At 43.6% G+C, this 20,683-nt stretch carries 19 protein-coding genes and 1 riboswitch; of the genes, 15 read left to right on the top strand and 4 right to left on the bottom strand.

From position 1 onward, the window contains the following. Position 1: 1 nt before the first annotated feature. Positions 2–1,390, bottom strand: a complete 1,389-nt coding sequence (locus tag QYF49_RS16160; protein WP_290400638.1) for a peptide MFS transporter — start codon at positions 1,388–1,390, stop codon at positions 2–4. Positions 1,391–1,591: 201 nt separating this feature from the next. Between QYF49_RS16160 and QYF49_RS16155 the strand changes: the two genes are divergently transcribed. Next, on the top strand, positions 1,592–2,089 hold the full coding sequence (locus QYF49_RS16155) for a metallophosphoesterase family protein (protein ID WP_290400637.1): 498 nt from the start codon (positions 1,592–1,594) through the stop codon (positions 2,087–2,089). Positions 2,090–2,185: 96 nt separating this feature from the next. On the opposite strand, the gene QYF49_RS16150 is transcribed toward QYF49_RS16155, so the two are convergent. After that, on the bottom strand, positions 2,186–2,404 hold the full coding sequence (locus QYF49_RS16150; RefSeq protein WP_290400636.1) for a hypothetical protein: 219 nt from the start codon (positions 2,402–2,404) through the stop codon (positions 2,186–2,188). Positions 2,405–2,550: 146 nt separating this feature from the next. Here QYF49_RS16150 and fdhF point away from each other — a divergent pair, with 146 nt between their 5' ends. From fdhF to QYF49_RS16125, 5 genes are all read left to right on the top strand, one after another. Continuing rightward, complete coding sequence (gene fdhF, locus QYF49_RS16145) at positions 2,551–5,526, top strand: formate dehydrogenase subunit alpha (RefSeq protein WP_290400635.1); 2,976 nt, start codon at positions 2,551–2,553, stop codon at positions 5,524–5,526. Next, positions 5,501–5,998: a helical membrane plugin domain-containing protein gene (locus tag QYF49_RS16140; RefSeq protein ID WP_290400634.1), complete on the top strand. Its 498-nt coding sequence runs from the start codon at positions 5,501–5,503 to the stop codon at positions 5,996–5,998. The genes fdhF and QYF49_RS16140 overlap by 26 nt, the downstream gene beginning before the upstream one ends. Before the next feature lie 16 nt (positions 5,999–6,014). Continuing rightward, on the top strand, positions 6,015–6,272 hold the full coding sequence (locus tag QYF49_RS16135; protein WP_290400633.1) for a heavy-metal-associated domain-containing protein: 258 nt from the start codon (positions 6,015–6,017) through the stop codon (positions 6,270–6,272). Then, positions 6,259–6,381 carry a hypothetical protein gene (locus tag QYF49_RS16130; RefSeq protein WP_290400632.1) on the top strand — a complete coding sequence of 41 codons (123 nt, stop codon included), beginning with the start codon at positions 6,259–6,261 and terminating at the stop codon, positions 6,379–6,381. Before QYF49_RS16135 ends, QYF49_RS16130 begins: the two co-directional genes overlap by 14 nt. An 87-nt stretch (positions 6,382–6,468) precedes the next feature. Further along, positions 6,469–6,547: riboswitch (ZMP/ZTP riboswitch) on the top strand. Positions 6,548–6,648: 101 nt separating this feature from the next. Next, positions 6,649–7,848, top strand: a complete 1,200-nt coding sequence (locus QYF49_RS16125) for a phosphoglycerate dehydrogenase (protein ID WP_290400631.1) — start codon at positions 6,649–6,651, stop codon at positions 7,846–7,848. A 66-nt stretch (positions 7,849–7,914) separates the two neighbouring features. Here QYF49_RS16125 and QYF49_RS16120 read toward each other — a convergent pair whose 3' ends face one another. Continuing rightward, positions 7,915–8,271, bottom strand: a complete 357-nt coding sequence (locus QYF49_RS16120; RefSeq protein ID WP_290400630.1) for a DUF2512 family protein — start codon at positions 8,269–8,271, stop codon at positions 7,915–7,917. A gap of 104 nt (positions 8,272–8,375) precedes the next feature. Between QYF49_RS16120 and mutM the strand changes: the two genes are divergently transcribed. From mutM to QYF49_RS16085, 7 genes are all read left to right on the top strand, one after another. Further along, positions 8,376–9,185, top strand: coding sequence for a bifunctional DNA-formamidopyrimidine glycosylase/DNA-(apurinic or apyrimidinic site) lyase (mutM, locus tag QYF49_RS16115; RefSeq protein ID WP_290400629.1), 810 nt, complete (start codon positions 8,376–8,378; stop codon positions 9,183–9,185). Between the two features lie 254 nt (positions 9,186–9,439). Then, complete coding sequence (locus tag QYF49_RS16110; protein WP_290400628.1) at positions 9,440–10,822, top strand: extracellular solute-binding protein; 1,383 nt, start codon at positions 9,440–9,442, stop codon at positions 10,820–10,822. A gap of 102 nt (positions 10,823–10,924) precedes the next feature. Beyond that, positions 10,925–11,779, top strand: coding sequence for a carbohydrate ABC transporter permease (locus QYF49_RS16105; protein ID WP_290400957.1), 855 nt, complete (start codon positions 10,925–10,927; stop codon positions 11,777–11,779). Positions 11,780–11,790: 11 nt separating this feature from the next. Next, a complete protein-coding gene (locus QYF49_RS16100) occupies positions 11,791–12,621 on the top strand; it encodes a carbohydrate ABC transporter permease (protein ID WP_290400627.1) in 831 nt (276 codons plus the stop codon). Positions 12,622–12,722: 101 nt separating this feature from the next. After that, entirely contained in the window at positions 12,723–13,847 is a 1,125-nt protein-coding gene (locus tag QYF49_RS16095; protein ID WP_290400626.1) for a GntR family transcriptional regulator, read from the top strand. Positions 13,848–13,870: 23 nt separating this feature from the next. Then, positions 13,871–14,893, top strand: coding sequence for a Gfo/Idh/MocA family protein (locus QYF49_RS16090; protein ID WP_290400625.1), 1,023 nt, complete (start codon positions 13,871–13,873; stop codon positions 14,891–14,893). Between the two features lie 19 nt (positions 14,894–14,912). After that, positions 14,913–16,046: a Gfo/Idh/MocA family protein gene (locus QYF49_RS16085; RefSeq protein WP_290400624.1), complete on the top strand. Its 1,134-nt coding sequence runs from the start codon at positions 14,913–14,915 to the stop codon at positions 16,044–16,046. Positions 16,047–16,092: 46 nt separating this feature from the next. Here the strand turns inward: QYF49_RS16085 and QYF49_RS16080 are convergent, their stop codons facing one another. Continuing rightward, a complete protein-coding gene (locus QYF49_RS16080; protein ID WP_290400623.1) occupies positions 16,093–18,033 on the bottom strand; it encodes a lamin tail domain-containing protein in 1,941 nt (646 codons plus the stop codon). Positions 18,034–18,541: 508 nt separating this feature from the next. Here QYF49_RS16080 and QYF49_RS16075 point away from each other — a divergent pair. Continuing rightward, positions 18,542–19,906 (top strand): MFS transporter, encoded by a 1,365-nt coding sequence (locus QYF49_RS16075; RefSeq protein WP_290400622.1) that lies wholly within the window; start codon positions 18,542–18,544, stop codon positions 19,904–19,906. Next, positions 19,890–20,666 carry a sugar phosphate isomerase/epimerase family protein gene (locus tag QYF49_RS16070; protein ID WP_290400621.1) on the top strand — a complete coding sequence of 259 codons (777 nt, stop codon included), beginning with the start codon at positions 19,890–19,892 and terminating at the stop codon, positions 20,664–20,666. The genes QYF49_RS16075 and QYF49_RS16070 overlap by 17 nt, the downstream gene beginning before the upstream one ends. Positions 20,667–20,683: the final 17 nt, after the last annotated feature.

The following is a 20,683-nucleotide window of genomic DNA, read 5'->3' as shown; positions in this document are numbered from 1 at the left end:
TTTATTCAGCTGACATTTTCACAAGCTTCCTGGAAAGGCCAAGCAGTACAAGGCCAAGGAAAATGGTTGCTCCGCCGATAAGGATGAATACTTCAAAGTATCCTAAAGATTCAGTGGTAGATGCCAATTGTCCAGCAAGGATGTTTGCAAATCCAGAACCGGCAAGCCAAACACCCATCAACAGCGAAGCTAGTTTCACTGGTGCGAGTTTGCTGACCATGGATAAACCTACCGGCTGGAGGCAAAGTTCTCCAATCGTATGAAGGAAATAAGTCAGTACCATGAAGATCATGTTTGCTTTTACGGCTGAGGATGCATCCGTTCCAGTTTGTAATAGGGCAGGAACAAGAACTGCAAATCCGAGGCCAAGTAAAATCATACCTGTTGCCATCTTCGCGGGAGTCGGCAGGTCTCCGCGTTTTGATTTTGATAATTTTACCCATAATACAGAAAGGATTGGAGCAAAGATTACGATGAACAATGGATTCAATGATTGGAACCAGGAAGTTGGCACGGTCCAGCCGAATACGGTTCGATCAATAAACTTATCTGTATAAAGAGTTAACGAACTTCCGGCCTGTTCAAAACCAGCCATGAAGAAAATAACAAAGAATGTAAGGATGAAGATGACTTTAATTCGGCTCTTTTCAGCTTTCGTCAGAGGCTTCTTTTTCTCTGCTGCACTGATGGTATCTTGTGAAACACCGACTGGCTTTTTGCCGATGTCCCCCAAGAATTTATTGCCAAGAAGGTTGAACAACAGCTGTCCGATGATCATTCCGATGGCTGCCGCCAAGAATCCAAATTTAAATCCGAAATGCTCGACACCATTGACCGTCGTTTTGAAATAGTCTTCAGCAAGGAATCCTACAACTAATGGGGAGAAGAATGCTCCGATGTTGATACCCATATAGAAAATGGTAAAGGCGGCATCTTTGCGAGAATCGTTCATCGGATACAATTCACCGACAAGAGTTGAGATATTTGGTTTAAAGAATCCATTACCGATAATCAGCAAGGCAAGTCCAATGTAAAACGCCGGTTTACTTTGATTTGCGAACAATACCAGGTTACCGAGCGCCATGGTAACGCCGCCGAGCGTAATGGCGAGCCTTCTGCCAAGAAAACGGTCGGATAAATAACCGCCGATCAAAGGAGTAAAATAAACAGCACCGGTGAAGAATCCATAAATGCTAAGTGCAAGTGTTTCATTCATTCCTAATCCGCCGCTGATGAGCGATTTAGTCAAATAAAGGACAAGAATGGCTCTCATGCCATAATAGCTGAACCTCTCCCACATTTCTGTGAAGAAGAGCAAATAAAGTCCAGGTGGATGTTTCTTCTTAGTTTGGAGCTGAACGTCTTGCTCCACTTTAACTGTTGCTTCCATCTTGATGCCTCCAATTTATTTAATCTATAAATATTTTAATTTACTAAATATTTAGTAGTCAACAAAAATTATAGGAAAAAACTATTATAAATTAATTATGAAAACTTCGAATATTAAAACAGAAAGCGTTTTCGTTGATTAAACTAGTGATTAAGACCTATGAAAGAACAACTAAATTAGAAAAATCAGGAGAAAAATTTTATGAGAATTGTCGTGATTTATGATACCCATATGCCTAAAAAGTCTAAAAAATTGCCGGGAAGGCTCCTTGCCGACCTGAAAACGGCTGATCTCATTGTCCATGCCGGCGATTGGGAAACTCCCGAATTGTTCAGTCAGCTTCAATTCTATGCACCCGTCAAAGGTGTGACCGGAAACGTGGATGATCCGGAGCTGAAAGACATTCTTAGTGAAAAAATAATGTTTGATTTTAAAGGATTTACATTTGGAGTTGTTCACGGACACGGAAAAAGACAAACCACAGAAAAAAGAGCAATCTCAGCGTTTTCGGATGAAAGCGTGGACTGCATTATCTTTGGCCATTCTCATATTCCGAAGCTATATCATAGGAACGGCGTCCTCATGTTTAACCCGGGCTCGCCCACCGACAAACGAAGAGAAAAATATTTTTCTCATGGAATCATCACAATAGATCAAGTATTGCATGCTCAGCATGTATTTTATAGTGATAAAAATTAATATTATTAACTATTTAAGTTTACTCTGATCAAACCGCTTTTTCAAATAATTGGATTGGACAACTTGGTCAGTGCAACCATTAACTGTCCAGCAACCTTATGGCAGCAAATAAACTTCGTAATGGGGAGGATTCTGCAATTTCTCTCTCTTAAGCCGCCCTTCATCTACCAAGGCATTGAGGCTTTCTTCGACCTCGATGGGGTTTACACCATACAAATCGGCAACCTTAACGGTGGAGACCGCCATCCATTTTGGAACTTTTGTTGAGGAAACAATCATTGACCTGATATGTAAAAATAAAGCTTCTTTCTCCATTTTCAACACTCCTTCTCATTCCTATTTATAAGAAAGATTTCCATTCTGTACATTTCATATTCAGCTGGCATAAAAATTTATTAATTTATTCATTTTTGGAAATGATGTTGAGGCAGAACAAACTATGAAATGAGGTAAATCGTTTAATGGACAATCAAAAATTCCCAATCAAGATCAACGGGAAAGACTTTGACGCTATACAGGGACAAACCATTTTGGAAGTGGCTAAATCTCAGGATTACGAAATACCGAGTATTTGCTATCATCCTAATCTAGGAACCATCCAAACTTGCGATACCTGTTTTGTTCAGGTTAAAGGCGAACTGGTAAGAGCTTGTGCTACAAAAGCTGAGCCAGGAATGGAAGTAGATACTTTATCCAAAATGGTGAAGGATGCCCAGTATGAGGCCATGTCGCGTATTTTGAAGAACCATGAGCTGTATTGCACGGTTTGTGATAATAACAATGGAAACTGTGTCGTTCATAATACAGCGGAATATTTGGAGATCGAGCATCAAAAATACAAATTCGAAGCAAAGCCATATCCGCCAGACAATTCTCATCCTTTTTACCGGTACGAACCGGATCAGTGTATTTTGTGCGGCCGATGTGTGGAAGCGTGCCAGGATTTGCAAGTGAATGAGACGCTGACCATCGATTGGGAACGGGAAGCACCGCGTGTGATCTGGGATAATGATGTACCCATTGATGAATCTTCCTGCGTTTCCTGCGGACACTGCGTGAACGTTTGTCCATGCAACGCACTGATGGAAAAATCAATGCTTGGAGAAGCAGGATATCTCACGGGAATCCCTGCCAATATGCTTGGGCCCATGATCGATCTCACGAAAGAAGTTGAACCAGGATACAAAGAAATCTTCGCTATTTCCGAAATGGAAGCAGCCATGAGGAAAGCCCGGATCAAGAGGACAAAAACGGTTTGTACTTACTGCGGAGTGGGCTGCAGCTTTGAAGTATGGACAAAAGGCAGGGAGATTTTAAAAATTGAACCGACTGAAGAAGCTCCTGTTAATGGCATCTCAACCTGTGTAAAAGGTAAATGGGGCTGGGATTTTGTGAACAGCGAAGAACGGCTGACACATCCTTTAATCCGTAAGGGAGAAGAATTTGTTGAAGCGACGTGGGAAGAAGCATTGAACCTCATCGCAGGCAAGCTGACAGAGATCAAGGATCAGCATGGCGCAAATTCCATAGGCTACATCGCCTCCTCCAAGTGCTCAAATGAAGAGAATTATCTTTTTCAAAAATTTGCTCGTGCCGTGATGGGGACCAACAATGTGGATAACTGCTCTCGTTACTGCCAGTCTCCGGCCACAGCCGGTTTGATGAGGACTGTTGGCATCGGCGGTGATGCGGGTACGATTAAGGATATTGCGGCTGCTGAACTTGTGATCGTTGTAGGAGCCAATCCCGCTGAGTCTCACCCTGTCCTCTCAACAAGGATTAAGAGAGCGCACAAGCTGCATGGGCAAAAGCTGATTGTGGCTGATCTAAGAAAGAATGAACTCGCAGAACGGGCCGATGTTCATCTCCATCCAAAGCCGGGCACAGATCTCATTTGGATATCCGCCGTTACAAAGTACATCCTTGATCAAGGGTGGCAAGACAAAGAGTTCTTGGAAAACCGAGTGAACGGGCTGGATGATTATCTCACATCCTTGGAAAAATTCACGTTAGAGTACGCTGAGGAGCGTACAGGGCTAACGAAAGATGAAATGATTCAAATCGCTGCGATGATCCATGAGGCTAAATCCGTCTGTGCTCTATGGGCTATGGGCGTAACCCAGCATATGGGCGCGACCGACACAAGCACAGCGATTTCGAACCTTCTATTAATCACGGGCAACTATGGAAAAACAGGTACAGGGGCGTATCCGCTTAGGGGACATAACAATGTGCAAGGCGCTTGTGACTTTGGAACGATGCCCGCTTGGTTCCCTGGCTACGAGCCCGTACAGGATCGGGAGGTGCGCGAACGGTACGAAAAAGCGTGGGGCGTGTCATTGCCAGAGGAGCCGGGATATGATAATCACCAAATGGTAGAGGGAATTCATAAGGGAGAACTCAAGGCGCTGTATTTGTTTGGTGAGGATATGGCATTGGTGGATTCTAATTCAAACTATGTAGATTCATGCCTTGAGAAGCTGGACTTTTTTGTGGTGCAGGATATTTTTTTCAGTAAAACTGCACAGTTTGCAGACGTTGTACTTCCGGCGGCGCCAAGCCTTGAAAAGGACGGCACGTTCGTAAATACGGAACGCCGTATTCAGCGTTTTTATAAAGTGTTTGAACCGCTTGGACAATCAAAGCCTGATTGGGAAATATTCCGGGATCTCGCCAATCTGATGGGTGCAAAGTGGGCCTACACTCACCCGGGTGAAATCATGAAGGAAGCTGCCAGTCTTGCGAAATTGTTCTCAGGTGTGAGCTATGAACGGCTCGAAGGCTGGAATAGCCAGCTATGGCCGGTGACGGCGGATGGGACTGATACTCCGCTATTATTCGAGGAAAGATTTGGTTTTCCTGATGGCAAAGCAAAACTAGTGGCCGTTGACTGGACTGAGCCCTTCCAGCCTGGAGAAGAATATGACCTGTTTTTAAATAACGGCCGTTTGCTCGAACATTTCCATGAAGGCAACATGACATATAAATCAGAAGGCCTCACTCATAAAGTCCCGCACCCTTGGGTTGAAATCTCTCTGGAGCTTGCTCAAGAACGCAATATTGAAGATGGATCATTAGTAAGCCTGACATCACCCTATGGAAATGTTGAAGTGCGCGCAATCATTACCGACCGAGTCAAAGGGAATGAGCTTTATTTGACAATGAACACTCGGGAAGACAATGAAGCCGTCAACAAATTAACGAGCAGCTACCATGACAAGGTGACACATACCCCTGCGTTTAAGGAAATGGATGTGAAGATGGAGGTGCTGGAATTGAAGGGAGAACCACCACTTCCTGAAGTCAACCACCGTTTTGGCAACCGCATTCCCCAAATCAGTGTCAGGGTGGAAGAAAAATGGAAACGGGATGATTTTACACCTATACAGGATCTTTTTAGGGGGGATGAATATGGCCAAAGCGATCAAGCAAATTAAAAAGAAGAACCATAACCAAGAAGAAGAGCAGGCAAGCGCTGTTGCTTCGATTGTAAAAGAAATCGCAAACAATAGTGATGCGATCCTGACCATGATCGGAATCGTAAAAAACCTTCATGAAATGGGTGCGCTGGATACCATTTCAGCACTAATCGAGAAACGAAATGACGTAGGCGTAATTGCGATTCAGCAAATCAATAAGCCTGAGATGCACAAGACCATAAAAAATGGAATCAACACTTTCAATTTCTTAGGAACGATCGATCCGGAGCAATTGCGTACCATGCTATTTGGGATTACGAAAGGACTTGAGAGAGCATCGGAATCTGTTGGCAAAAAGGAAAATCAAAGTCTTTGGCAAATGGGAAAGGCCATGAGAAATCCAGATACGAGAGCGACTATATCGATGATGATGGATTTTATGCAAGGTATGGGCGAAGGGATGGCAAATGTCCCAACAAATAAAAAATAGGAGGGGGTAGCTAGTCATGGAAACAAGAATGATTAAGATCAAAGATTGTAAAAACGAGCAGGATGCAGATAAGATTTCTCAAGCCCTTCAGCATGTATGGGGCATAGGGCCGTTCCACATCAACCACGAACGGGGAGAAGCAAGTATCAGCTTCGATAAGAAAATGGCGTCCTATGAAGATTTCATTCAAGCGATCCATGAAAGAGGATATTCGGTTGAAGAAATTGATGCATACGAGGGGATGAGAGAGGAGGTACAGGATGAAGAAATGTGAAATCTGCGGTGTTGAAGAAAGCCAGAATAACGACCAGACCGATAGTTCACCTAAAATCCTCCATGTTTGTGAGGATTGTCAAAAGGAACGCAAGCTCGACCATTTATGACATCCATTATCAAAGAGTGCATTGTAAATAAAGTTTAAAATAGTGGTTGATGGCCACTGAAAATTCTGATAAAATGAAAAAAATCAAAAGGCTATGTGTAACTGGCGAAACACGGATCACCGTGAGGGAGCACATAGTGTCGCAGCCGTTCGCCTGGGCAGAGGTAAGGAGTTAGTTCCCTTACCTCTTTTCTGTTTATTAGAGATTGTGAACGAGTTCTTTGTTTTGGATGAAGAGAAACCATCATAAAAGAGGAGAGAGAACATAATGACGACAACTACATTAGAAAAAGGCAGAACCATCAAAACGTTAAATAACATTGCTGAAAGCGGGTTAAAGGTATTCAGCAAGGGCGATTACATCATTGACAATGATAATGAAAATCCGGAAGCCATCGTTGTCCGCAGCTTTAACATGCATTCGATCACATTTGGCGATCAGCTAAAAGCCATCGCACGGGCCGGTGCGGGAGTGAATAATATTCCGGTTGATCAGTGCACCGAACGAGGAATCGTCGTTTTTAATACGCCGGGTGCGAACGCAAATGCAGTAAAAGAAATGGTTCTTACGACGTTGATGGCTTCATCCCGAAACCTTTTTGCCGGCGTGGCCTGGACGAAATCATTACAAGGGGAAGGCGAACAAATACCAAAACTTGTAGAAGCCGGAAAAAAACAGTTTGTTGGAAAAGAAATTAAAGGAAAAACGCTTGGGGTTATTGGCTTGGGAGCAATCGGTGCATTAGTCGCGAATGATGCATTGGATTTGGAAATGGATGTCATTGGATTTGATCCCTTCATCTCAGTGGATACCGCCTGGAATCTGTCCCGCAATGTACAGCGTGCCATGACGCTTGAACAGTTATTTGCTGAATCCGATTATATTACGGTTCATGTGCCTTTAACACCTGATACAAAAGGCATGTTTAACGAGAAAGCCTTTAGTGTCATGAAGGCTGGCGTCCATATTCTGAATTTCTCTCGCGGAGAGCTGGTCAATGAAGATGATATGGAGGCGGCACTTGAGAGCGGAACTGTCGGCCAATACATCACAGATTTTCCGAATGAAAACGTTCTGAAGATGAAAAATACAGTGCCGATCCCACATCTTGGCGCATCAACAAAAGAATCGGAAGAAAACTGCGCCATCATGGCGACTCGTCAGGTGAAGGAGTTCTTGGAAACAGGCAACATTAAAAACTCAGTGAACTTTCCAAATGCTTCTTTACCCTATACAGGTAAACTCCGTGTGGCAGCATTTCACGAAAACATTCCCAATATGGTAGGGCAGATCACGCAGGCCGTATCCAGCTACCATATGAACATCGCGGACATGGTGAACCGAAGCCGCGGTGGATATGCCTATACAATGATCGATATTGATAATAAAGTTAACGGTGATGTGATTCCCGGGTTAGAAGACAAGATTAAACAAATTGACGGCATCATTACCACTCGTGTGATTTAATGGCTGGATACGCAAAAGCCTCAATTCCGTTAAGGGATTGAGGCTTTTTACATGTTAAGTATTGCGTTAGATCGGTTCGCTATGCGCTTTATGAGAAGCTAAGAGATATCGGTGCGTAAAATATTCAACGATGCCCAGCAACAGACTTGTTAACAACGCTCCATACCATGTAACAGAAGCGTACCACTGGAAGTTTGAGGCATAATAGACAATGATCCAGGAGACCGCAAAATCGGCAAGTACACTGATCCATAGCGCCCCTCTTCTCAGAATAAAGTATTCAAGTGCGACACCCAATACAGCAAGTGTAATTCCAACTACAATGATCTGCCAAAAACTTTCGAAATGAACACCAGGAAAGAAAAAAGCCGAGATGAGTAAAACTATCGGAACCGCAATAAGCTTTAGGATCAAGCTTGTCATGTTATACCTCCTGTCTTGCTGATATTTTATCCAGGATCTTATGTCTCAATACAGTAAAAATGAGACATACTAAACGTCGATTAAAAAGGACAGGAGTGGAGGACATGCCCGAACTTCCAGAGATGGAGAACTACCGGCTTGTTTTATGCCGCCAATTGAAAGGAAGGCCGATCACAGAGGTGGACATCAACAGGGAAAAATCCATAAATAAAAAAACAGAGATCTTTGAAGCTCACTTGCAGGGAGCGGTTATTACCGATATTAGAAGGCGGGCAAAGCACCTGATTTTTCAGTTGAACACCGGCAATGCCCTGCTGCTCCACCTGATGCTCGGTGGATGGATGTACATTGGAAATGATGAGGATAACCCTGACCGTACAAAACAAGTTATCCTGTCCTTCGGTGAACGAAAACTGTATTTTATCGGATTACGGTTAGGGTTTCTTCATCTACTGAATGGAAAAGAGCTGAAAGAAAAATTGGAGGAACTGGGTCCTGAACCGTTCGATCCCAGCTTTACACTCGAAACGTTCCAGAAACGTTTTGGTACAAAGAGAGGTACATTAAAATCCATTCTGATCGACCAGAAATTTATGGCCGGCATCGGGAACTGTTATTCAGATGAAATATGCTGGCAGGCGAGGCTGCAGCCTGCAAGGAAAGCCAACGAACTAAAACCGGACGAAGTGATTACACTGTATCACGCGATTATACCCGTATTAGAGAATGGAATTAAATTTGGAGGATATATCGTCAATCCTATATATGCTGGAGATGCAAAAACAGGCGGATATAACAACCACCTGCTTGTTTATGACAGGGAAGACCAGCCCTGCCTCCGCTGCGGAACCGAGATTAGGAAAATAGAAATTTCCTCACGTAAATCCTTTTCTTGTCCGAACTGTCAGGTTTAACAGATGTACAGAACAGAGCCGACAGGCTCTGTTTCTTAATGCGCGGAGCATGCTAGAAGAGAAAACTTAAAAGATATACCAAATAACATATTGACATATATCATATATATCAATTAAATTATAAATAGAAATAAATTTACTGAAAATTCAGAAAGGGGAGGCTCTTTTTAAAAGTGTTTTTCGAAAGCGCTATCATTATTGCCTCTAGATCCTACATACCATTTTATTTTTCAAAATTTGAGGAGGGCGTTGATATGAAAGTGAAAAGCTATAAAAAGTTGGCTGCCATTTCGGTTATAGCAGGAAGTGTTCTTTTTAGCTCGGCTTGCTCAGACGCCAATTCCACTTCGGGGAATAAGAAGTCGGGAGACAATAACACGATCAGCATTACGTACCGAGACGGGGGAGGAACGAACAAAGGGCTGACTGACTGGTTAAACAAAGACGTCATTCCGGAATTTAAAAAAGAACATCCAAAAGCAAACATCAAGCTTTCTCCTATCAGCGCATCCGAAGGGGATTATTTTGCCAAAGTGGCTCTTATGCTCAAGTCTGGCCAGTCTGCGCCGGATATCGTGACGGAAGATACTTTCATGGTCAATTCAGATGCGAGTGCAGGTTATCTCGAACCACTGGACGATAAACTGAAAAACTGGGATGAGTGGAGCCACTATATCGAAAATGTGAAAAATGGTGTTAAGGCTCAAGACGGCAAAATTTATGGCGTGCCGTTTAATACAGATTCACGTGGGCTTTGGTACAATAAAGAGCTTTTTAAGAAAGCAGGGCTATCTGTTCCATGGGAACCTAAATCATGGGGTGATATCTTAACGGCTGCAAGAACCATTAAGAAGAAATCCCCCGGTGTTATTCCGATGTGGATGAACTCGGGTAAAGCCACGGGTGAGGCAACTTCAATGCAAACGTTCGAGATGCTCCTGTATGGTACAAAAGATCCTTTATACGATGAGGAAAAGCAAAAATGGATCGTGAACAGTCAGGGACTGCTTGATACGTATTCCTTCATCGATACCATTTATAAAGAAAAACTCGGTCCCGGCTTATCACAAGTATTGAACGGGCAAGGGGGCACTGTTGCTTATACTCAGCTATTTCCAAAAGGAAAAATAGCCATTGGGCTAGACGGGATCTGGCAGGCAGGAAACTACCGCAAAGACGGTCCTGCACCTTGGCCGGATGCGTTCAAGACACTGGGCTATGCAGCCATGCCAACCCAAAACGGTGAGGGACCGGGAAAAACTTCCATGTCAGGCGGATGGGCGTTTTCCATTCCTAAAAAATCAGATAACAAAGATCTTTCATGGGAATTCATTAAATTCATCTCAACAAAAGAAAACAACCTCAAACTATTGTTAAAAGAAAACAATCTTTCTCCTCGTGAAGACGTGTCAAAAGAACCAGAATATTTGAACCTGCCGATGTTTAAAGAGGCTTCTGAATTCCTGGAAAATACTCACTTCAGGCCATCTGTCGATAAATATCCTTCTGTTTCCACAGTCATTCAGTCAACGGTAGAAGATGTCGTAACCGGAAAGCTTTCTCCAAAACAGGCTGTTGAAATCTATCAAAAAAATGTAACGCGTGTGGTAGGCGAAGATAAAGTGATCGAAAGGTAACGTTTTCTGAAAGGAGTGTTTTCTTTGGATGCAAACCCTGTAATTTCTACATCAACATCGGTTGACAGCAAATCATCGCTTCATAAACGTAAAAATAAAAAACTGTTGTCATCGCTTCTCTTTTTACTGCCTTCCTGGATCTTGCTGCTCATCTTTTTTATTGGGCCGATCCTTTTAACCTTTTATTTTGCTTTCACCAATCTGTCGCTGACTGGCAGTGAAGCACAGGCGACCCAATTCGTTGGCTTTAGTAACTTTGTTAACATGTTTCAAGATCCTAACTTTAGGATCAGTGTGATCAAGACCATACTGTATCTATTGTTCTCAGCCATAATAGGCCAGCAAGTTCTTGGATTTATTCTGGCGCTGCTTATGAAAGAGAAAAATCCAGCCTTTCGACGAGTGATCGGCATCATTGTGATTGCCGGCTGGGTGACTCCCGAGATTGTTGTCGCTTTCTGCTGGGTGGCATTCCTAAATGACAGCGGGACCCTGAACATGATTCTGCAGCATATGGGTTTAAAACCTGTTGCCTGGCTATTCGCTTTTCCGATGACAAGTGTGATCATCGCGAACATCTGGCACGGTACGGCGTTTTCCATGCTTGTTTTTCAGGCTGCATTGGATGATGTGCCAAAAAGCATCGAAGAAGCTGCGGTTGTGGACGGTGCTTCAAGGTTCCAAGTTCTTTATAGGATCGTGCTGCCGATGATCAAAGGTTCAGTCGTAACCAACATGATCCTTGTTACCCTTCAAACGTTGGGAGTTTTCACGCTAATCTACGCGATGACAGGCGGAGGCCCGGGCACATCAACACAAACCCTGCCGATCTTTATGTACAATCAGGCCTTTGTTAACTATCAGCTGGGTTACGGGACAGCCATCTCATTGATCCTCTTATTAATCGGGGTGCTTGTAAGCCTTCTGTACTTAAAATCAATGAAAGTCAAAGTTTAGGAGAGAGACCGATGAAAATAAAATCCAAAAAGCTGGAAAGATCGATCCCATACATCATTTTAGCGGCCATAGGTGTACTCTTTCTCCTTCCGCTGCTTTGGGTGCTCATCGCATCAGTCGATCCTAATGCCAACTCTTCCATCAAGGTACCGTCTGCCTTTACGGCGGATAATTTTAAAAGCGTGTTAACCGACCCCGTCAACATACGGGCCTTTATCATCGGATTGCTCCTTTCCTTAGGACAAGGGCTGCTTGTGGTGCTTGTCGCAGGTCTGGCTGCATATCCGCTTTCCCGTTACCAGATGAAATATAAAAAGCATTTTATGTTTACAATCCTCTTTATGACATCGCTGCCGATTACTGCCGTTATGGTGCCAGTTTATCAGCTGTTTATTTATTTGAAACTGCAAGACTCGCTTTGGGGGACGATGTTATTTTTAACAGCAGCCGGACTTCCTTATGCAATCTGGATGCTGAAAAACTTCATGGACGCTGTGCCGCTGGAACTGGAGGAATCCGCATGGATCGACGGTGCGTCGGTTTGGGAAGGGCTGAGAAGAATCGTTGCTCCATTGATGATTCCTGGAATCTGTACGGTCGGTATTTTTACCTTTTCCGGAAGCTGGGGTAATTTCTTTGTTCCTTATATTCTTATTCAATCCCCGGAAAAACTGCCGGCTTCCGTTACGATCTATCAATTCTTTGGCAACTTTGGAATGGTGGAGTACGGCAAACTCGCCGCTTTTTCTATCCTGTATACCTTCCCGGCCATTGTGTTGTATATTTTCTCCCAGCGATTCATGTCACAAGGATTCAGCCTGGGTGGAGCTTCCAAAGGATAAGCAGCGAAAGGATTAGAATTGTGACCTTTTAGGTATAATCAATATGTATACTTTGTTTTCCATAATATAGTATGCATATTTTAGTTTTTTGGGGTGGAACCATGAATCCTTTATACAGACAAGTTTACCAATCAATCAAAAATAATATTGTCAGCGGAGAATATACAGAGGGAGACCGTGTGCCTTCTGAAAAAGAACTGTCTGATACCTTTCAAGTGAGCCGAATTACAAGTAAAAAAGCACTGGATCTATTAGTAGATGAGGGACTTGTTTTCAGGCAGCGGGGGAAGGGGACGTTCGTGTCTGCGAAACCGTCACAAGAACCTGGCCTCCACGAAGTAAAAACGAATAAATGTCTAGTCGGACTCATCGTTCCGGATCTTGATGACAGCTATGTCTCTAAAGTAATTGCGAGCATTGAAGAAGCTTCAAACGGGCGGTGTTTTATCATATTAAAACGCACGAAAGGGCTTCCTGGAAAAGAGGCGGAAGCGATCAGACAGCTCATCGACTTTAATGTGGACGGTCTGATTCTCTATCCAGCAAAAGCCGAGCATTATGGGTCTGAATTACTGAAGCTGATTATCGCCGAGTACCCGTTCGTCTTGATCGACCGGACGTTCAGGGGTGTTGCAGCAGCCTTCGTCTCTACGGACAACATTAAGGCTGCGAAGGAAGGAATGGACTATTTGTTTAGCTTGGGCCATGAAAATATTGGAGTCCTGTCTCCCGCAAGTGATACTACAACTGTTGTAGACCGTTTTACAGGAATCCTGCGGGCATATGAAGATCAGAACAAAATCGTTAACCGCCAGCTCTGGTGCAAGGAATTAAGGAATTCCATTCCGTCGCCGCTTGAGACGCGAACGAAACCCGAGCAAGATATCGAAACGATAAAAAAACACCTGATACAGCACCCTGAGATGACAGCACTATTTGCCATTGAACACAATATCGCTGTTCTGGCGAAACGTGCAGCCGAACAGTTAGGGCTGCGTGTTCCAGAAGATCTTTCCATCCTGTGTTTTGATGCCCATGATAATAATCTGAGCGGCTGGGAGTTTACCCACCTCCGCCAAAATGAAAAAGAGATGGGCCGGCTTGCCGTCACAAGGCTGCTTGAAATGATCAACGGCCATTCTTCGATAAAGAGGGAGTTTTTAGACGTAACTTTAGTTGAAGGAGATTCAACAAGTCCTCTAAATGTAAAACCGTATGTAAAATAATCAAACTCTTGAGGAGTGATGAAATGATGAAAGTGGCACTTTTAAGCAGATGGCATGTCCATGCGGATGATTATGCCCGTGAGGCTGGGAAACACCCAGATCTGTCGATCAAATGCATCTGGGATGAGGATACAGCGAGAGGAGAAAAGTGGTCCAGTGAGCTCGGTGTTCCTTTTATACGGGAACTTGAAACAGTTCTGCGAGATCCACAGATTGATGGAGTCATTGTCAACACACCAACCAATCGGCATAGAGAAGTAATCCTGGCAGCTGTTGAACATAAAAAACATGTTTTTACAGAGAAGGTTCTGGCGTTTACCACTGCCGAGTGTGAAGAAATTTATGAAGCTGCGGAAAAAAATGGAGTCAAGCTTACCGTCTCCTTGCCAAGATTGACGGCCAACTACTATTTATATGCACAGCATGCTCTCGATAAGGGATGGCTCGGTGACTTAACCTCCATCCGGTGCCGTCTCGCGCATAATGGAGCGGTCCCCGTAAGCGGCAGTGTCAATGGCTGGCTACCCCCGCATTTTTTTGACAAGGAACAGTGCGGAGGGGGAGCGTTGATCGACCTTGGTGCCCATCCCATCTATTTAACCAACCGGCTGGCGGGTGCGGCATCTGCGGTAACGTCCATTTTTCAAAAGAATGATCAAAGGACGGTTGAAGAGAATGCAGTGGTTCTTGTCGAATATGGATCAGGTGCACTCGGAACAGTGGAAACCGGATTTTTATCGTATGGAAGTCCCTTTCAGCTGGAACTCTACGGGACGAAAGGAGCGCTGCTTATAGAAGAAAACGAGATCCGTCTAAATAGCAGTCAGCTAGAGCAAGAGGGCTGGATTATCCCTGAGGTATTGCCGAAAGCCCTCCCGATGCCGATGGAGCAATGGGTGGAATCGATTGTAAAGGGAAAAGAAACGACGATTAGGAAAGAAGACGTTTGCAGCCTGACCTTGATCAACGAAGCAGCTGCGCTATCACATGCTGAAGGAAGAAAGGTCTTGATTTCTGAAGTAAAAGAAGTTCTCTTAAACCAATAATCAAGGGGGAAACTTTCAAATGCCTAAGAAAATACGAATCGGAATTATCGGATGCGGCGGAATCGCCAACGGAAAGCATATGCCAAGCCTTTCAAAGATTGACGAAGTGGAACTGGCTGCCTTTTGTGACTTGGAGGAAGAAAAGGCACGAAAAGCTGCTCAGGAATTTGGAACACCGGATGCAAAAGTGTTTACCGATTATAAAGAACTGCTGGAAGATAAAAGTCTTAATGTCGTTCATGTTTGTACTCCGAATGACTCACATGCAGACATAACGGTTGATGCACTCGAGGCGGATAAGCACGTCATGTGTGAAAAACCAATGGCCAAGACAGTAAAAGATGCACGCCGCATGGTTGATACCGCCAAAAGAACAGGCAAGAAGCTGACGATTGGGTATCAGTACCGTTACCGCGCCGACAGCTGGCATCTTCACAAACTTTGTGAGCGCGGAGATTTTGGAGAGATTTATTATGCGAAAGCACACGCCATCCGCCGTCGGGCCGTACCAACTTGGGGAGTGTTTTTAGATGAAGAAAAGCAGGGTGGAGGATCTCTGATTGATATAGGCACACATTCCCTCGACATGACATTATGGATGATGAACAATTACGAGCCAAAGGCGGTGTTAGGGACCACTTTCCATAAACTCGGGAAAAAGAAGGATGCTGCAAATGCCTGGGGTTCATGGGATCCTGATAAGTTTACGGTGGAAGATTCAGCGTTCGGCATGATCACCATGAAGAACGGAGCCACGATTTCTCTGGAGACGAGCTGGGCACTGAATACTTTACAGACAGGTGAAGCAATGTGTACCCTTTGCGGAACGGAAGGCGGAGCCGACATGATGGACGGCCTCAGAATAAATGGGGAAGACTTCGGCAAGCTGTATTCCAATAAAATCCAGGTGGATGGAAAGGGAGTCGCCTTTTACGATGCGGATGAAGAGAGCGATGCCGATCACGAAGCGAGACTGTGGGTCGACGCTCTTCTGAATGATAAAGAACCGGTCGTTAAGCCTGAACAAGCGCTTGTTGTTACGGAGATCCTGGAAGCAATCTATGAATCTGCCAAAACGGGCAAGGCGGTTTATTTCGACGAAGAAGAGAAAGATTTAGACCCATCCGTTCAAACAGATAAAATCCTACAATAAAATAAAACGAAAAGGCTGCAGGTACACCAGCAGCCTTTTTTCCTTCTCACCGTTCTTCTTTCTCTGTATTCCTGTCATCTTTCATTAATGTCTTCATATCAATTCTTAGCATGCGATCTCTAGGATATGACCCGGTATAACGATATTTGTTAGCTCCGGATTCAAAGGAGACGTAAAGATCACTTTTTACTAACACGGCTCCTTCGTTCATTGGAATAGCGGTGATACTTTCTATTGGTTTCGCTGTTTCGCCATCCAGGAACCAGAGTGGAGCTTCTTTTTGCCCAATCCTGACGTATTCATTAGGTTCCTCCTTTTGCGGATCCTCATATCGATAGAGAACACTATCGTTCGCACGGCCATAGGAGGTAACTAATGAGATTCCCTTCTTTTGAACAATGGCTCCCTGAACTTTCCCAATGGTTGAAAAGACATAATCAGGAGTTGCAGGCTCACTTGATCCTTCCTCCCATTGCTCATTTGTAAGCATATCAGTATTCGTTTTAAGCTTATAACCGACCATCCAGGCGTATTGCATTTCACCGGCACGATTCACGAGGTGGTGTGATGGATCGGTTGGATAACTGGTGGGTTCATAAAATTCACCTACCCAAAGAATGCCTTTATCATCGTCGTAGACATCATAAGCAGCCTCAACGGGGACAGGAATCTGGTTCGTAAACGCAAGCTCCTCATTATTATTCGCTGCGACGATGTCACTGATGTTTAATGTGAAGAGGAATTGTTCAGAGGAGATCCAAACGTGGTCGCGGCTTACCGTAACGCCTCCCGCGTGGCCGGTGTAGGGTGTTCCATCTTGGTTGTATAATACAATGGATTTAATTAATTGTTCAGTCTCCGCATCAATAACGCATAACGTTCCAGGTCGTCCGTCATCCAAATAATTTATGGTAAATAACCAATCCTTTTTCTTATAATAACCCAATCCTTGCGGGACAAGATCCTGCACCAATCCGGGGATAATGGGGCCATCCTTGCTGATATCCCATAGACTTTGATATTTCGGATTTCTATCGTTTAAAGACCTTTCTGCCTGTGTAATAAGTTGATGTCCAGGTCTAACAGTAAAAGGGGGAGATTTTGCGGATTCATTTCCTGAAGTATCTACGGCTGTCATTTGCAGATTAAAATTGAGATTGCCGATAAGAGAAGATAACCTGAATTCATGCTTGGAGGTTGTAACAGAGAACTCTAAATTCCCATTCTTGTAGATATTATAACGATAAAGGTCTGATTCGGAATTTGGATCCCACGATAACAAGACTTCCCCGTTACCAGCATCCACTCTTACATTGGCTGGTATTTCAGGTGCTGCATCATCTTGTTTTGGTCTTGGAGGTACTTGTCCTGGTTCGGTCCAGCCGGGCGTTGCATTTTGATTGCCGGATAACGTTTTCATCGTGTTGCTTCCATCGGCTGGAAAGCTGAAAGTAATCGACCTATTCACGCGTACCTGGTCACCGGTGTAATTTGCTTTGACGATTTCTTTTCCGTTCGGATCCAATACGGACACGGTCTGATTTTTGCTGTTCACCAAGCCGCCCACATTTTCTAATCTTTGGATATGATCTTCCTCAATGTATTTACTAGTGTAAGAGGAAAGGTAGAGGTGATTAAAGCCTTCCAATGTCATCGGCTGAGTTTCCTGCCGTCGTGTCCATAACAGCATCGAATCCCACGGGCCGATCCTGGCTGAATTTTCAATGGCGGCGTTCCATCCACCGGATTGAATGTGATAGCCTTGCAGATTGATCTCTTGATCGCTGTTATTATAAATTTCGATATACTCAAACGCATCATAACCGGCATAGTTATCGGTATCTGGGACCACCTCTGTGATCAGTAATCGGGGTACCGTATTTTCGGCTGCACTGGATGGAAAAGCAATGAATAACACATCGCTGGATATTGCCAAAATCAGCGATACAGCATAGATCAGCCACTTATTGCCATTAAAATCTTTCATTTTTTCTCCTCCCCCTAAACTATTTTTGTTTCTCAGATGACTGTTATAGATCATAGAAAAACAAAAAACCCCATGACATAACATATACTGCAAATGCAGTACAAACTATGTGCACAGGGTTCTCCATATCTCTACCCATAAAGCAGGTTTGAATTATCTGATTATTTTTAATAATACATAAATTCCGGAAGGATAGCAATGGTATTGGAAATAAAAACTGGAACATATTCCGAAGGTCTACAGAATATTTTTATATTGACTCCTGAATGATTTGCCAATATTCGCTGTGACAGTCAGCTGATCAGTCTTACAAAAACCAGTTGACAGAATCATTTGAATATTGTATAAATTGTTTAGCAAACAAAAAAATATCAAGTTGTGTAGCTTTATGGCCGGAGATGAAGAGAAGCCATAGTCATTAAAAACATGGTACATGTTTTTTGGCTATGGCTTTTATTTTTTCTGCTCCCATAATTGTTACGTAATCAAAAGGGAAGGGGAAAGGGTTATGAGTTTTGAGCATTTGGATTCTCCGGAATTAAAGCGCTTTCAAAGGAAGGTCACACTCTTGTCCGCGGCCGGTACGTTTCTTGATGGCTTTGATTTAACTGTTATTGCTGTTGCCATGCCTTTAATTTTAAACCAGTGGGACATAGGACCAGGGCTACAGGGGTTAATTACATCATCAGCCGTCATTGGTTCATTAATCGGTGCCTTATGGCTTGGTAATTTAACAGATAAGTTTGGCAGAAAAGCGATGTACGTCGTTGATCTATTAGCGTTTGTTGTTTTTGCAGCCTTAACTGCATTTGCACAGGCTCCATGGCAGCTGATTTTATTCCGCTTCTTATTGGGAATAGGAATCGGTGCAGATTATCCTATTTCTGCTACTCTAGTATCGGAATTCAGTTCTACGAAAAGCCGGGGAAAACATAGTACTTCTCTTGGAGCCATGTGGTTTGTCGGGGCTGTTACAGCCTACCTCGTGGGGATATTGTTAGTGCCGGTTGGTCCGAGCGCCTGGAGATACATGCTTATGGTAGGCGCTGTATTTGCATTGATCGTTTTCTTTTTCAGAGTCACACTTCCGGAATCTCCGAGATGGTTAGCTTCAAGAGGGCGTGAGAAAGAAGCGGAAGAGATCATGCTGAAAATTACAGGTCAAAAAGTGGCGATTCCTCTGGCCTCTGCTTCGAAAACAAAATTCAGTCATGTCTTTTCAAAGACACTGTTTAAGCGCACGTTCTTTGTTTGCGGATTCTGGTTCTGCTATGCGGTTGCCTATTATGGGATTTCCATGTATACACCAACGATATTAAAACCCTTTACCGATGGATCACAAATGATGGTTTACATGGGATCCGGAACAGTTAGTCTATTGGGTTTACTGGGGGCCATCGTTGGAACAAATCTTGTTGAAAGGATAGGGAGAAGGCCGCTTATTATCACTTCATTTACAGGCTTATCAATAGCACTGATTATTCTGGCCCTCAATCCCACCCCAACGCTGTCATTTTTAGTCATACTTTTCAGTTTGGCTGTGCTGTTTGCGAATATGGGTGGAGGAATTCTTAATTTTGTTTATCCGACAGAATTGTTCCCGACAAGTATTCGGGCGAGTGCTTCCGGTTTGGCAACAGGTGTCAGCCGGATCGGTTCGATCATGGGTATTTTAGTCTTCCCTAATCTGGTTGCGGCATGGGGGAATAGCAAAGCACTGTGGTTTTTTGCCGTTATTAGTTTAATAGGCTTAATTATATCTGCTTTATTAGCCCCTGAAACAAAAGGGAAAAGATTAGAAGACCTAAATAATGAATCAACTTCAAATTTTGATCATTCACCGAATGGAGAAAATCATGGAAAAATGGCTTAATAGCTGGTCCCTGGGACTATCCGCTGATTTAAACGACTTTACGATGATTAAAAAAGCTGGGTTTGAGGGCATCGAAATATTGGCAGAACAGAAGAATGCTGTTCAATACTTAAAGTATGCCAGTGATTTGGATCTAAAAGTTGGATTGCATCTCCCATTCCACGATCTAAATCTGGCTACTCCTGATGCGGCTGTATACGAAAGGACATTGTCTGTATTAACCGAATGGATTGCAAATCTCGCTGAATATGATGGGACGCATGCCACCTTTCATGGTGGATATGCCTGGTTTTCCGAAGAAAGAAATGAGTCCCTGTTCAGGGTCGAAGAGCGCATTATTAAGTTAAATGAAGTGGCGAAGCACCATGGAATAGAATTGTTATTAGAAAACCTGATACCCGATAAACTAAACTATTGCCATCACATTGCTTCGAATCTAGAAGAATGGATCGATCTAATCACTGCTGCAAATATAAAGGCGTGCTTGGATCTCGGTCATTTGGATTTGATGGGGAATGATTTGAAAGCAGCCATTGATAAGCTGGCTGGAACATTAGGAGCTGTCCATGTCTCAGAGAATGATGGGAGATCGGATCTTCATTTGCTTCCTGGTGATGGGAATCAATTCACGGTGGGGCTGGAGAGCTATTTAGAGGATCGTCACTTTGGCGGACCGATCATCTATGAAATTAATCCTTATCAATATTCAATCCAGGACATTGTCAATCATCTATCGAACAATAATTCTACAGTAAGATAGCAGGCATCTGCACTTGT

The organism is Fictibacillus terranigra (assembly GCF_030412265.1).
In the GTDB taxonomy this organism is placed as follows: domain Bacteria; phylum Bacillota; class Bacilli; order Bacillales; family Fictibacillaceae; genus Fictibacillus_C; species Fictibacillus_C terrinigri.
The sequence above is the reverse complement of the archived record's forward strand: the minus strand, read 5'-3'. Positions and strand labels throughout refer to the sequence as shown.